Raw genomic sequence first — 15,112 nt, 5'->3', positions numbered from 1 at the left:
GCTTTAGCACAAACAAAGTTCATAGTATGATTAAAGAGGAAAGAAGTTTGAGAGGTGAAGACAGTGTTTAACAAAAAACAATTTGCACATGTATTTGATGTTAATTCATTTAAGAAGTTAAGAATTGACTTAACTAGTACGGACTTAGTTATTCATCAAGGTGATGCATTAAGTGTAATTTACTATGATGAAAAAAATGATCATGATAGATTGATTGTTAAGCAAGAGGGGACAGTTTTAAACATTCATGAAAAAAGAGGCTTAGAAAATTTAACACATTCATTAGCTTTCAAATTTGCAATTGGTAAAAGTCGCTTAGAAATTACCTTACCACCAAAAGAACAAATCGACATCAAAGCGACAGTTGATAGTGGAGATGTTGCAATTAGTAATATAATAATTCCGCAAATTTTTTTAAAAACTAATTCAGGTGCAGTCACACTTGCATATTCACGATTTAAAAAACTAAATATAAGTACTCAAGAAAGCAATTTAGTGATGAAAATGATGGATATTGAGCAATTTATTTTAGATGATGGTACCGGCGATGTTTTGTTTGATCAAATTAACATTGAAGATCGATTGATTGCTTCAATTGACGAAGGAAACTTAAAATTACGCAAAGATGAATTTAATGATGGCAAGATTACATTAGGAGCTGGGGATGTTTCTGTACGAGAATTTACCGCTACGGGTGATTTTAAACTAACTACCGATGTAGGCGATTTAAGTTTACGTGCCATTAAAGCACCAACGATTACGATTGCAGCCGTGCGTGGAAATGATTTAGAAAATTCAGCTATTGTTAAGGGATTGCCAAGTCATAAGGATGGTACAAAGGGAGCAACTTTTTTAACAACAGCAGGACATCTTGATGTGTATAAAGACATTGAAGTAATTTAATTAAAAATACAAAAAAAAGACTGTGATTTCTCACAGTCTTTTTGCTATGTGCATTTCTAACTTATGCTATGCTTATTTAAAAGCTTTTGTCACACCTTGTTAAATTAATTCCTCAAAATCAACAGATAGGTGACAGTCATTAAGGTCAAGCGAGTAATTGATGTCTTCATTTCCTCGTATAGTCATTTCCATATCAGTAGAATATACTACTAATCCTAGTTGATGACCATTAAGCAGATGATAAAATGTTGGTTGTAATTCCACTTCTAATTCATAGAATTGATTTGGTTTAAGGTCATCTGTTTTCCAAGCAAATTGCCGGTTTTGAAGATTAATGTGTCCTTTAGTAATCATTTTCCATGGAGTTTCTTTAGTTAATTTGAATTCCATCAAATCATTTTCACGCCATTGATATCCAGCATCAAGGATTTTTGTGCCTAAAAGACTTGGGTTTTCGCCTAAACGTTTCGCTTTTCCAAAATCAACGAGCATGAAACTTAACATGCCTTTATCATGATCAGATGAAACCTTTAATTTAATGTGTGGGGCTCCTTGGAGATAAACATCATTGAGAAACTTATCAGTTTTAAAAATTAACCGATTATGGCTTAATGCATTCGATTGATCACTAAGTAAGTCAAATTGCCATTTATTCCAATCTTGCTTATAAAGATTGAAATCAGCTTCACTTAAGTGGTCGTTAAATGTTAAAGTTTCATTTGCAGACACATCTGTTAAATGATTTGGGGCAAATTGATATTCATGCTTTTGAGGATTATCAGTGTGCCATCCACTAAATGTATGCCAGGTTTCTTCAGTACTGTTATCTTGGACACATACATCTGGCAATAATTCATTTGCATGGTTTTTGATGCCATATAATTTATTGGACAACCATAAATTCATCATGTCAGTAAAGTCAATTGACTGGAAGTTATCGATGTAAATATGTTGACCTTGATGAAGAAATAGTTTCTTTTGGATCGGAAGATTTTCAAGTGCATTATATAAATTAAATACATTGCGTGGTTTTACATTCCAGTCATTTAATCCATGAACCATTACAACATCACATTTGATATTTTGCACGTCTTTTAAGTAGTTACGTGCATCCCAAAAACGATTGTAATCACCAGTATTTCGATCTTGATCTTTAGTAATTTGTGCAAGATCATCATTAAATTGGTCCTTAATTTTTAAGTAGTCCCCCGCTTGTTTTTGCCGACTGAAACACTCTTCAGCAAGTACATCAGCATCTTCACCAGGAAATCCACCAGGAGCAATTACTAATCCACCATCGCGATAGTAATCATACCAACTTGAAATGGCTGCTTCTGAAATAATTGTTTTTAATCCCTTAACTCCAGTAGTTGCAGCAGCAGTTGCAAGTGTTCCTAAGTATGATTTACCAGTCATTGCAATTGATCCGTTGCACCACCATGCTTTAATTTCAATGTTATCAGTTTTATTAGTAAAAGCTTTGCGATCTCCTGCTAGCCACTCAATGATTGCAGTTGTAGAAAGAGTTTCTTCTTTTGAACCACAAGTTCGTTCGCCATCAGAATCCATGGTTCCAATTCCAGCAGCATAAACTACAGCAAACCCCCGTGCAAGAAAATAGTCATTTAATGGAACAGCTTTAGCATGGTCAAATGTTTCTTCTGCGGCTTGAGATTTGCCAGCGGCAGTTCTTTGAGGTGGCAATTCAATATGTTCATTATGATATTCAATATCTTCATATTTAATTTGATTAGGTTCTTTACGTTTTAATGGGACATCTACATTATGAGTAATCTTTTCGGCAGTTTGGTCATTAGTTCCTTGATTATATGGACTTGCAGTATATAATGCTGGTACTTTTAATCCTAATAATGTATCTGCAGGGCGAATGATTTCAGCCTTTAGTAAATCACGTTTGCCATCATGATCTGTATCTAATGAGGATTCAACATAAACAACATCCCGAATTAATTTAGATGTGTTAAATACTGGTTGACTTTTACCATTAAAGAAAATTGGTTTTTGATCAACCGGAAGTTCCCAAAATTGTTTGAAATATCCTTTAGCTGCTAAGGTATCAAGATAAGTTCTGCCATTTTTAGTATGTGTACATAAAAGATCATACCAAGCGGAAACAAGCTCTTTTTGGTTATTGATTGTTACGTGGTGAAATAGTTGATACTCATCCATTTTTTCAAATGGTTTTGTGATATCAAAATCATCATCAACCTCAAATTCAAGTAATTGCATTGCAATACTATAAAAAACAGTGGCATCGATTTGATTGTCTCTTAAATATTCTGCTAAATCAAGTTCACTAGTTGCAAGTAGAGCATGAAGTTTTTGATTAAAGATGGTTTCACTTTGGACTTCAAGCATTGCTTTTCTTAATAGTGAAAGGAAAAGAGAATTTAATGACATTGTTAACATGCGGTCATCTAAAAAATTAATGCGTTTTAATTCTTTGATTTTAGTATCATATGGAACCTCAAGATGTGCGAATTGATTGATTTTCATATTGATTCCTCCCATCTAATTTAATATAAGTATATCATAATCAGATTTTTTCTTAGGAGATGACAAATAAATTCATCAATGATAAAATAGAATAAAAATATTTGTTCGAAGTGGAGTTTGTCATATAGAGGCGAACTCTCTTTTTTTGTAATTTTGAGTGAAAGGATGTTCCATTTTGGAATTTTTAGGTACGTTAAGTTTAGTTTTAATTTCAACTGCATTTGCAGGACACTTTAGTAGAAGAATTGGGATTCCAGCAGTAATTGGACAACTGTTAGTAGGAATTTTATTAGGACCTGCAATGCTTGGCTGGATTCATGACAATGAATTTATGCATTTTTTCTCTGAAATCGGAGTGATTATTTTAATGTTTATCGCTGGATTAGAAAGCGATTTAGGAATGTTGAAGAAATATTTTAAACCTTCAGTTGTGGTGGCAATTAGTGGAGTTATCTTTCCAATTGGATTAGTTTATCTTTTTGGAAGACTATTTCATTTTAATAATGAACAAGCCATTTTTCTGGGAGTAACTTTTGCAGCAACTTCGGTTTCAATTTCAGTTGAAGTTTTAAAAGAGTTAAAGCGATTAAACTCTAAAGAAGGAACAACCATACTAGGGGCAGCTGTAATTGATGATATCATTTCAGTAATGATTTTAAGTGTCTTAATCAGTATGTTTAGTAATGTATCAAGTTCACAGGGGGAGCATCATAGCAATAGCATTGGGATGAGTTTAATTTTAGATGCAGCTTACTTTGTGGTAATTTACCTGTTATTTAAGTGGATTGCACCAAAGATGATGCGTTTAGGAGAAAGGTTAACGATCTCTGCATCAGTAATTTTAATGTCACTTGTACTATGCTTAGGGATGGCATGGCTTGCAGAATTAGTTGGGTTAAGTGACGTTGTAGGTTCATTTTTTGCGGGAGTTGCAATTGCTCAAACTCCGTATAAACAAGAAGTTGATTCCAACATTGAGCCAATTGGATATGCAGTGTTTATTCCAATGTTTTTTGTCAGCATTGGATTAAATATGACATTTGATGGTTTTATTAAAGACCTCTTCTTTATTATTGCCTTGACAATTTTAGCCTTGCTAACTAAATGGCTTGGATGTGGCGTTGGAGTAAAAATGGTTGGTATGGATTTTGATTCTATGAATATCATTGGTTCAGGAATGGTTTCACGGGGCGAAATGGCGTTGATTATTGCTCAAATTGGATATCAATCAAAATTACTATCGCCAGATTACTATTCTGCAGTTATTTTTGTCATTATTTTAACGACTTTAGCAGCACCATTCATGCTTAAAGGTGCAATTAAGCGTCAAATTAGAAATGAACAACAAAATTAATTCAAAAAAGTGTGGTTTCAAAAAGATTTAAGCAAAGATTGAACTTTCTTGAATTGAAATCACACTTTTTAATTTCCTTTTACTTTTAAAGTGAAATCAATTATAATGTAATTGTGTTTTAGGAAGCGCTTACTTTTTTGATGAAAGGTGAGATCGCAATGCAAAAATTAATTGATTTTAATGAAGAAACCAAGACATTTCACTTACACAATGACTTGATTTCTTATCTTTTTCAAATTGAAGAAGGTGGCTTATTAAGCCACCTGTACTTTGGCAAAGCAGTTCGTCAATATCATGATGAAATGAAATATCCGCATGTTGATCGTGGATTTTCAGGAAATTTGCCTGGATCATTAGATCGTACATTTTCTCCTGATACATTACGACAGGAATATAGTACAAATGGAATTGATGATTATCGTACTCCTGCAATCATTGTCCATCAGGCAAATGGGTCATATAGTAGTCGCTTTCAATTTGAATCCTTTAGAATTGAAAATGGTAAGCCTAAATTAAAAGGATTGCCAAGTACGTATACAGATTCTGATGATGAAGCGCAAACATTAATTGTGACATTGACTGATCATGTTAGCAATATTAAGTTAGATTTATTATATACGATTTATGCAAAGCGAGCTGTTATTACGCGCTCTATTCAAGTTCAAAATCAAAGTGAAAATCCAGTTTACTTAGAAAAAATTGCTTCGATGCAACTGGATTTTCCTGCACGTGATTTTGATGTAATCAGTCTTCCAGGAGCTCATGCTGCTGAAAGACAAATGGAACGTGAAAGATTAAATCGAGGGATTCGCAGTTTTGAAAGTAAACGTGGCTCAACAAGTCATCAAATGAATAATTTTATTGCTTTAGTTGATCCAACGACTACGGAAAATCAAGGCGATGCGTTTGGATTTACACTAGTTTATTCTGGTAATTATCAATTGCAAATTGAACGTGATCAAATTGAACAAACGCGTGTAATTACTGGAATTAATGATTATAATTTTAGTTGGAAATTAGAACAGCATGAAAGTTTTCAATCTCCAGAAGCAGTAATGGTATATTCTCCAAAAGGACTTAATCAAATGAGTCAAACTTTCCACCATCTCATTGCAGAACGACTTGTGCCAAAAAGATTCCGACATAAAGAACGTCCAATTCTTGTAAATAATTGGGAAGCAACCTTTATGGATTTTGATGAAAATAAATTAAGATCAATTGTAGATGATGCTAAAAAACTTGGGATTGAAATGTTTGTGCTTGATGATGGCTGGTTTGGTCATCGTGATGATGACAATACATCATTGGGAGATTGGAAGGTTGATCAACGAAAATTTCCACATGGCTTGAAACATTTTGTTGATTATGTGCACTCAAAAGGACTGCAATTTGGATTATGGTTTGAACCAGAAATGATTTCATATGATTCGGATTTATATCGTGAACATCCCGATTATTTAATGCAAGTTCCTGGAAGAAAACCAGCTCCTTCAAGAAATGAATATTTGCTTGATTTAACACGCAAAGATGTGCGGCGAAATATTGTTACTCAAATCAAAAAGGTTTTACGTGAAAATGATGTTGATTATGTGAAGTGGGATATGAACCGGCATTTATCTGATGTTTATTCTAGTGAACTGCCAGCAGATCAACAAGGTGAAGTATTTCATCGCTATGTTCTGGGTGTCTATGAAATGCTCGCTGAATTAACAGCTGATTTTCCAAATATTTTATTTGAAGGTTGTTCTGGTGGTGGCGGTCGTTTTGATATGGGAATTACATATTATATGCCTCAAACATGGACTAGTGATAATACTGATGCAGTTGCACGGCAAGAAATTCAATATGCAACTTCATTAGTATATCCACCTTCTGTAATGACGGCACATATTTCGGTAGTGCCTAATCAACAAACTAATCGAATTGTTAGTTTAGAAACGCGTGCAAATTGTGCAATGAGTGCAGTTTTTGGATATGAATTAGATTTGACTCAAATGACGGCTACTGAACAAGCAGAAGTTCAAAAACAAGTTGAGTGGTATAAACAAAATCGAAAATTAATTCAATTTGGTGATTTTTATCGTTTGAAAAATCCATTTAATACTAATGAGTGTGCATGGATGGTAGTTTCACCTAATAAAGATGAATTTATAGTAACCACTTTTAAAACTTTTGGAAATGCACAACCAATCTCAACGATTACTAAATTAATAGCAATAAATGCAGATGCAATGTATCAAAACGTTGACACCAAAGAAATTTTTGGTGGGGATGAATTAATGAACATTGGATTTTTTGATCCACTATATCATTCAGATTATACTTCTAAGCGTTATCATTTTAAGTTAATTAATTAAAATATGAAAATACCTTGAACTTACTGAAAATTAATAGCATATTGTGGGTTCAAGGTATTTTTAATTGTATAATTAAAAATAGCTTACAAGAAACCAGGGATATAAATGGAATTTTCACAACGATTAGTTAATTTAGCACTTAGATTGTATCGTTTTTCTTTTGTTAAAGTGATGCGCAAAACTATGATTGCACTATTTCCTTTTGCCGCATTAGGAAGTATTGCATCAGTAATTAATGTTTCAATTTTATCTAGTGCAGGATTTATTGGTAATGTTTTTTACATTACCAAATGGCTTCCACATGTTGCTCGTATTAGATCAATGTTTGCGACCTTTAGTATGTTAACTGTAAAAATATTAGCCGTACTAGCAGCATATCAAGCGGCTCGATATACCACAAAACTATATCATAAAAATAACCAAATGGCTGGAATTACTGGAATGTTAGCATTTTTAATCATTGCATTGCGTCCAATCCAGCAAAGCTATAATGCACAAACTTTTCTTCAATTTAACGTCAATAATCGGCTGATTGGTATGCAAGGAATTTTTATGGGAGTAGTAGTTGGCTTTATTGTAGGGCAAATTTTTAGATTAATGCATAAACAAAGTTCAATTCATACTGATTCCTTTGAAAAAAACTATCAAATGATTTTTCCAATATTAGTTTCACTGACATTAGCAATTATTGTAAACCAAATTTTTATTGAAATTTATCGTTATCAAGTTCCGCAAGCAATTTCAGCTTACTATCAATCATTATCATCTAAAAAACATGGGTTGTTAATGACAGTGATTTTAGGTGGCTGGACAAGTTTTTTTGCTTGGTTTGGTTTTATTGGACCTTATAGTACGAATAGTTTTAATGATGATCCAGCTGCAGTTGCGGATTTAACATATGCATTAAAACACCATAGTCCGTGGAATGTTCCATATAAATACACCCAAACAACTTTATATCATAGTTTTGGCACTTTTGGTGGAGTGGGAATAACTTTAGCATTAGTAATTGCAATTATTTTAGTTGCTAAAACTACGCGTTATCACCGTGTTGCACGGTGGTCAATCTTTCCAGTTTTATTTAATGCTAGTCAGCCAATCTTATTAGGAATTCCAGTTTTACTTAATCCACTTTATATAGTTCCATTTATTGCAACTCCAGTTTTGAATATGTTAATTGCAGCGTTGGCAATTCATTTGCATATAATGCCACCAGTTACTTATCCTACACCACTTGATACACCAGGAGTATTAAGTGCATTTATTGGAACTGGCGGAAATTTTGCAGCATTATTAATTGGAATACTAGCATTAGTAATTGATGTTTTACTTTATATTCCGTTTGTAAAACTCTCAGAACAAATTGAAGTACGGATTATTGAACAATCACCACGCTTGCAAATAATTTAGAGGTGTCAAGATGACAGTTAGAAAACAAAAAAGTAAAATGGTATTGCTAATTGCGATTGGCATCATGATTTTATTAGCAATTCCTTCATATTTATGGACTAAAAAAAATATTAATGAATTAGGAAAATGGCAAAATTCACGGTTATCACCAGTAATTATGATTCCTGGAAGTTCAGCTTCAATTAACCGCTTTGATGGTATGGTTAAGTTGCTGAATGAAACTGATCATCAGAAACATAGCTTACTGAAAGTTAAAGTATTTAATAATGGGAAAATTAAGTATTATGGTAAAATTCGCACAGGTGATAATGAACCAATCATTGTAGTTGGATTTGAAAATAATCATGATGGTTACAGTAACATTTTAAAACAAGCTAAAATGTTTAATAGGGCATTTAAATCGCTGCAAAAACGATATTATTTTAATAACTATAAAGCAATTGGGCATTCAAATGGCGGATTAGTATATACGGCTTTTTTGGAAAAATATTATCAAGATTATGATGTTAAAATGACCAGTTTAATGACAATTGGTTCACCTTTTAACTTTGGTGAGTCAAATCTAAAATATAAAACGCAAATGTTAGCAGATTTTATAAAAGATAAAAAGAACATTCCGCATGATTTAACGGTCTTTTCAGTTGCTGGAACTAAAAATTATGATTCAGATGGGCTTGTTCCTTTGCAAAGTGTGGAAGCTGAAAAATATGTGTATCAGGGACAAGTAGCGCATTATACGGAGATCACGGTTACTGGGGTCGATGCGCAACATTCAGATTTGCCTCAAAATCATCAAATTGTAGATTTGATTCAAAAATATATTTTAAGTAATCCAGGAACAAATAATAGTCCAGTAGGAAATAGTCAAAGTGAAAAGAAATAAATTATAAAAATTCTAAATCAAACTCCCCAAAGATTAAGGCTTTTGGTAAAATAAAAATATAACACTTTTACATTAAAGGAGAGGCGTTTTTTGGAGACGTTTGGAATTATTGTTGGAATAATTTGGTTTATCAACTTGTTTGCGGCAATTGTTACGGTTTTTCATGAAAAAAGAGATATCTCAACAACATGGGCATGGCTTTTAGTGCTTGTATTTATTCCTGTTTTTGGGTTTATTTTATATTTATTTGTTGGACGAAAAATTTCACATGATAAAATTTTTACGATTCAAAAAGAACAAGAAAAAGTTATTAACTCATTAACAAAACGCCAAAAAGAAATGTGGCAGAAACGTGATCTAGACAAAGGAAGCACTCAGCAAGAACGTGAACTAGAGCATTTGTTTTTAGAATCAGAAGGAGCTTTTTTAACTACAAATAATCAAACCAAGCTGTTTGATGATGGACGGGCGTTTTTTGATTCTTTATTAGCTGACATTAAAGATGCACAAGAAAGTATTCACGTTGAATTTTATACATTTTATGCTGATGACATTGGTCATGAAGTTTTACATGCATTGGAAGATGCTGCTGCTCGTGGCGTAGAAGTACGGGTCTTATATGATATGTGGGGTTCAAAAGGAACCAACTATAAATTTTTCAAAAAATTGGAAAAACTTGGTGGTGAAGCTCAAGGATTTATTTCAAGTTCTTCCAAGCAAGTTATTACTACTCCGCGATTAAACTATCATGATCACCGTAAACTTGTTATTATTGATGGTAAAATTGGATATATTGGCGGATTTAACATTGGAGATCAATATTTAGGTCGATTAGAAAAATATGGATATTGGCGAGATACTCATATGCGTGTTTATGGAATGGCTGTTATTCAAATGCAAGCGCGGTTTATGATGGATTGGAATACAACTTGTCGGCGGACGACCACTCCTCGATTTGAATTTGAAAAAAAGTATTTTCCGGTATTTGAAGGCAACGGACATACTAAGATGCAAATTGTGTCTTCTGGTCCTGATAGTGAACGCCAACCAATTAAAAGAGGATATCAAAAAATTATTTCAACAGCACAACATTACTTGTATATTCAAACTCCATATTTAATTCCAGATGATTCTGTAATTGAATCCTTAGTGATTGCAGCACTTTCGGGAGTAGATGTTCGCATTATGATCCCATGCAAACCTGATCATCCATTTGTTTATCGGGCTACAGAATATTATGCGAAGTATCTTGTAAATAATGGAGTAAAAGTTTATCGGTATGACAATGGCTTTTTACATGCTAAAACCATGATTACTGATGATACGATTTCCTCAGTAGGTTCAGCTAACTTAGATTTTCGCAGTTTTAAACTAAATTTTGAATGCAATGCATTTTGTTATGATTCAAATTTAACAAAACAGTTAAAGGCAATCTATGAAAAAGATTTAGAAAAATGCACGTTATTGACACCAGAATATTTTGAACAACAATCACGTTGGCGTAAATTTAAACAATATTTCTCAAGATTATTGTCACCAACACTTTAAATAAAAAAGGAAGGTCACTTTTTTGCGACCTTCCTTTTTTATTTCTCAATTTGATTAAATTCTTTAGCAATCTCTTTTTCATCTGTAGGTGTGATTTTAGAATCAATTTGTGGATGTTTTAAAATTAAATTCAATCCGACTGCGCAAATACTTGCAATTACAATGCCATTTCCTAAAAATAATTGCAATGCTTGTGGTAAAGATTGGAAAATTTGTGGATAAACCGAAACGCCTAAGCCACTTCCTATTGAAAGGGCAACAATTAACGAATTGCGTTCATCGGTAAAATCAACATTAAAGAGCATTCTGATTCCTTGAATACTAATCATCGAAAACATTACTAGCATTGCACCGCCTAAAACAGGAGTAGGAATGATTGTGGCTAAAGCACCAATTTTAGGAAGAAGTCCCATTAACATTAGTAAGCATGCAGCCCAATAAATCGGCTTCTTTGATTTAATTCCAGATAATTCTAATAAACCAACGTTTTGAGAAAAAGTAGTGTAAGGGAAGGTGTTAAATAACCCACCTAAAATTACAGCCAGACCTTCTGCACGGTATCCTTTTTTTAAATCAGTTGCAGTGATTTCTTTATTAAGTAAGTTTCCAAGAGCAAAAAAAACTCCCGTTGATTCAATCATTGAAACCAATGCAATAATAATCATTGTTAATGAAGCAGAAAGTTGGAAGTGAGGAATTCCAAAATAAAATGGTTGGGGAATATGAAACCATGCAGCTTGCATGATGGGCTTTAGTGAAACCATTCCTAAAAATGAAGCAACAATTGTACCAATGATTAAGCCGATTAAAACAGCAATTGAACGTAAGAAACCATGCGTCCAAAATTGAATACCTAAAATTACTAAAATCGTAATTCCTCCAACTAATAAGTTAGGAATCGCACCAAAATTTTTAGCCGTTGCATCTCCGCCACCTAAATTTTGAATGGCAATCGGAATTAAAGTTAACCCAATCACGGTGATTAAACTGCCAGTCACAACGGGTGGAAACAATTTGCGAATTTTGGAAAATTGACCTGCAATTAAAAACACAAAGATTCCAGCAACAATAATTGAACCATACATTGTACCAATTGAATATTCTTTACCAATCATTTTTAAAGGCTCAACAGCTTGAATTGCACATCCTAAAATTACGGGAAGTCCAATCCCAAAATACCGGTTACGTGCAAGTTGTAAAAATGTGGCTAAACCACACATAAAAATATCAATTGAAACTAGATAGGTCATTTGAGAACTGTTAAAATTTAAGGCAGTTCCGATTAGTAATGGAACTGCAATTGCTCCTGAATACATTGCAAGTAAATGTTGAATGCCTAAGATAAGTGTTTTTTTATGACTAAGTTGTTTTTTGTTTTTCATGTTAGTCCTCCACGAATTGAACAGTGTGATTTTGAAGTGATTTAATTTTGACAAGTGAATGTAAATTAAAGCCTTCTTTTAAAAGCCTTTCTCCGCCTTGTTGAAAGGCTTTTTCAATCACAATTCCAATTCCGCTTACTTGACATTGCGCTTGTTGACAAATTTGAATTAATCCATGGACGGCTTCGCCATTAGCAAGAAAGTCATCAATAATTAAAACATGATCAGTTGAAGATAAAAAATTTTTATCAACAAGGATGTGATTTGTAGTTTGCTTAGTATATGAAAAGACATCTGCAGCATAGTTATTAGAACTCATAGTGGTACTTTTAGTTTTGCGAGCAAATACAACCGGAACTTGGAATTCTAAACCAGTCATTAAAGCTGGTGCAATACCTGAAGATTCTATAGTCAAAATTTTAGTGATTGCCAGGTCAGCAAAAATTTTTTTAAATTCTTGGCCAATTTGCTGCATTAAAAGGGGATCAATTTGATGATTAAGAAATGAATTAACCTTTAAAATATCATTTGAGATGACTTGACCATCTTGGAGAATACGACGTTTAAGTGTTTGCATGAGTAAACTTCCTTTGTAAAAAAATTTGCTTAAAGTCGCAATGATCGATGATAAAATAGCAAAATTCTATTATATAAAAAAAACAGCTTATAGTCCGAATGTTTACGGTATCGGGTAGAAACTTGCTAACCATATCATAGCGATTATATAAGCATGGTTTATTTGATGATTGTAGTTTAATTTCTGATAAATGTCAATTCTATATTGAATTATTATTATATATTATGGTGGATATGTTCGATATTTATTTGAAATAATTCTTTTGATTAGGTATACTAATATCAGTGATTATTATTAATGTTTGTAGGAGATAATAAATAATGAAAACCTTTGATTATGAAGATGTTCAGTTGATTCCGAATAAATGTGTTTTGAAAACACGTAAAGATGCTGATCCTAGTATCGTATTTGGTAATCATCGCTTTAAAATTCCTGTTGTTCCAGCTAATATGGCAAGTGTAGTTGATGAAAATCTTGCTAAGTGGCTTGCGGACAATGGGTATTTTTATGTAATGCATCGCTTTGAACCTCAAAAAAGATTAGCTTTTGTGAAAGAAATGACTAATGCCAATCAGATTTCTTCAATTTCAATGGGGATAAAGGATTCAGAATATGATTTTGTAGATGAACTTAAGTCAAATGGATTAAATCCAGATTATATTACTATTGATGTTGCACATGGACATTCAATTTATGTTATGAAAATGATTGAATATGTAAAAAAGCAGCTACCTAATACTTTTGTAATTGCAGGAAATATTGCAACCCCTCAAGCAGTAATCGATTTAGAAAGTGCAGGAGCAGATGCTACTAAAGTAGGGATTGGACCGGGGAAAGCATGTATTACAAAATTAAAAACTGGTTTTGGAACGGGCGGTTGGCAACTAGCAGCATTAGAACAATGTGGTCAAGTAGCACAAAAACCTTTAGTTGCGGATGGCGGAATTCGTTATAATGGTGATATTGCAAAATCAATTCGTTTTGGAGCATCAATGGTGATGATCGGTTCGATGTTTGCCGGTCATCTTGAATCTCCCGGTGAAGTTGTAACAATTGAAGGTAAGAAATATAAAAAATACTGGGGTTCAGCCTCAGCCGTTCAAAAAAATCATGAACATAACGTTGAAGGAAAACAGTTATTAGTACCATATAGAGGAAAAATTGCTGAAACATTAAAAGCAATGAAAGAAGATTTACAATCATCAATTTCATATGCTGGTGGAATTGATTTAAATGCACTTAAAGAAGTCGATTATGTCATTGTAAAAAATACAATTATGAATGGCGATCATTTAGGTGACTAAAATAAAAAGAGTGTGGCAAAAACTTGCATTAGCAATTTTGTCACACTTTTTTTATTTAATACTAACAAATGAATTGAATTTCATGTATTTATAATGAAGGCGCATATGTGAAAATTCAAAAGGAGTACCATTATCTAAAAAGAAAATGCCTTCCATAACGCCGACTGGTTCAACTGGAGTTAATTTTAAAAGTTCTTGATCTTGTTGGGTTGAAGGTTCAGCAAAAACAGACATAAATGATTTTGAAACAGATTGTTTCGTTTCAGCTTGAGCATAATCAAAAATTGATTTTTTCAGAATATCGGTACTTAATTTAGGAAGTAATTTAATTGGGATATATCCAGTTTCAATCATAAATGGTTGTTCATCAAAAAAGCGCAACCGTTCAATTTTATAAACAAAATCTTCAGGATCTAAAAATAAATCGCGTTGCAATTCTTCAGTTGGACGAGTGACGTTAAAGTTTAATACTTTAACAGTAGGTTTTTCTCCATTCAACTGAAAGTTATCTGAAACACCAAGATTTTTACCAGATCCGTAGTTAAAAACTGATTCATTTTTTAAGTAAAGTGGATTAATAAAAGTTCCAGATCCACGTTTTTTAAAAATAATGCCATCATTTGCCATGCGACTTAATGCCCGCTTAATTGAACTGCGACTAACATCATAATGCTCTGCTAAGCTGCGTTCATCAGGCAATTTCATATTTGAAAATTCTCCAGCAAAAATTTTCTTTTTTAAATCAGCAATAATTTGTTGATATATTAACTCAGCCATATGTTTAACTCCTTAGATTGTAATAGGCAGTTTACAAAAATCTTTCCTTATACAAGTTAATCACAAGAAAAAACAATTGACAAGTAAGGGCTTTAAATCG

The 15,112-nt window shown here is 32.9% G+C and carries 11 protein-coding genes and 1 riboswitch; of the genes, 7 read left to right on the top strand and 4 right to left on the bottom strand.

The window, feature by feature from the left end:
• Positions 1 to 63: 63 nt before the first annotated feature.
• Positions 64 to 903 carry a DUF4097 family beta strand repeat-containing protein gene (locus ACWCL1_RS00410; RefSeq protein WP_454544951.1) on the top strand — a complete coding sequence of 280 codons (840 nt, stop codon included), beginning with the start codon at positions 64 to 66 and terminating at the stop codon, positions 901 to 903.
• A 99-nt stretch (positions 904 to 1,002) separates the two neighbouring features.
• Here ACWCL1_RS00410 and ACWCL1_RS00405 read toward each other — a convergent pair whose 3' ends face one another.
• Positions 1,003 to 3,420, bottom strand: coding sequence for a Xaa-Pro dipeptidyl-peptidase (locus tag ACWCL1_RS00405; RefSeq protein WP_454544950.1), 2,418 nt, complete (start codon positions 3,418 to 3,420; stop codon positions 1,003 to 1,005).
• 175 nt (positions 3,421 to 3,595) lie between these two features.
• Between ACWCL1_RS00405 and ACWCL1_RS00400 the strand changes: the two genes are divergently transcribed.
• The 5 genes from ACWCL1_RS00400 (at position 3,596) to cls (ending at position 10,972) form a co-directional block, all read left to right on the top strand.
• Entirely contained in the window at positions 3,596 to 4,774 is a 1,179-nt protein-coding gene (locus tag ACWCL1_RS00400) for a cation:proton antiporter (protein WP_454544949.1), read from the top strand.
• Between the two features lie 158 nt (positions 4,775 to 4,932).
• On the top strand, positions 4,933 to 7,131 hold the full coding sequence (locus ACWCL1_RS00395) for an alpha-galactosidase (protein WP_454545236.1): 2,199 nt from the start codon (positions 4,933 to 4,935) through the stop codon (positions 7,129 to 7,131).
• Positions 7,132 to 7,236: 105 nt separating this feature from the next.
• A complete protein-coding gene (locus ACWCL1_RS00390) occupies positions 7,237 to 8,541 on the top strand; it encodes a PTS transporter subunit EIIC (protein ID WP_454544948.1) in 1,305 nt (434 codons plus the stop codon).
• A gap of 10 nt (positions 8,542 to 8,551) precedes the next feature.
• Positions 8,552 to 9,424 carry an alpha/beta hydrolase gene (locus ACWCL1_RS00385; RefSeq protein WP_454544947.1) on the top strand — a complete coding sequence of 291 codons (873 nt, stop codon included), beginning with the start codon at positions 8,552 to 8,554 and terminating at the stop codon, positions 9,422 to 9,424.
• A 90-nt stretch (positions 9,425 to 9,514) separates the two neighbouring features.
• Positions 9,515 to 10,972, top strand: a complete 1,458-nt coding sequence (gene cls / locus ACWCL1_RS00380; RefSeq protein WP_454544946.1) for a cardiolipin synthase — start codon at positions 9,515 to 9,517, stop codon at positions 10,970 to 10,972.
• 38 nt (positions 10,973 to 11,010) lie between these two features.
• Here the strand turns inward: cls and ACWCL1_RS00375 are convergent, their stop codons facing one another.
• Positions 11,011 to 12,354, bottom strand: a complete 1,344-nt coding sequence (locus ACWCL1_RS00375) for a nucleobase:cation symporter-2 family protein (RefSeq protein ID WP_454544945.1) — start codon at positions 12,352 to 12,354, stop codon at positions 11,011 to 11,013.
• A gap of 1 nt (position 12,355) precedes the next feature.
• Positions 12,356 to 12,931: a xanthine phosphoribosyltransferase gene (locus ACWCL1_RS00370; RefSeq protein WP_454544944.1), complete on the bottom strand. Its 576-nt coding sequence runs from the start codon at positions 12,929 to 12,931 to the stop codon at positions 12,356 to 12,358.
• A 70-nt stretch (positions 12,932 to 13,001) separates the two neighbouring features.
• Positions 13,002 to 13,102, bottom strand: a riboswitch (purine riboswitch).
• A gap of 149 nt (positions 13,103 to 13,251) precedes the next feature.
• Here ACWCL1_RS00370 and ACWCL1_RS00365 point away from each other — a divergent pair.
• Complete coding sequence (locus tag ACWCL1_RS00365; RefSeq protein WP_454544943.1) at positions 13,252 to 14,235, top strand: GMP reductase; 984 nt, start codon at positions 13,252 to 13,254, stop codon at positions 14,233 to 14,235.
• A 51-nt stretch (positions 14,236 to 14,286) separates the two neighbouring features.
• Here the strand turns inward: ACWCL1_RS00365 and ACWCL1_RS00360 are convergent, their stop codons facing one another.
• Positions 14,287 to 15,012, bottom strand: coding sequence for a GntR family transcriptional regulator (locus ACWCL1_RS00360; protein WP_454544942.1), 726 nt, complete (start codon positions 15,010 to 15,012; stop codon positions 14,287 to 14,289).
• Positions 15,013 to 15,112 lie beyond the last annotated feature (100 nt).

Source organism: Ligilactobacillus sp. LYQ135, assembly GCF_053711055.1.
The sequence above is the reverse complement of the archived record's forward strand: the minus strand, read 5'-3'. Positions and strand labels throughout refer to the sequence as shown.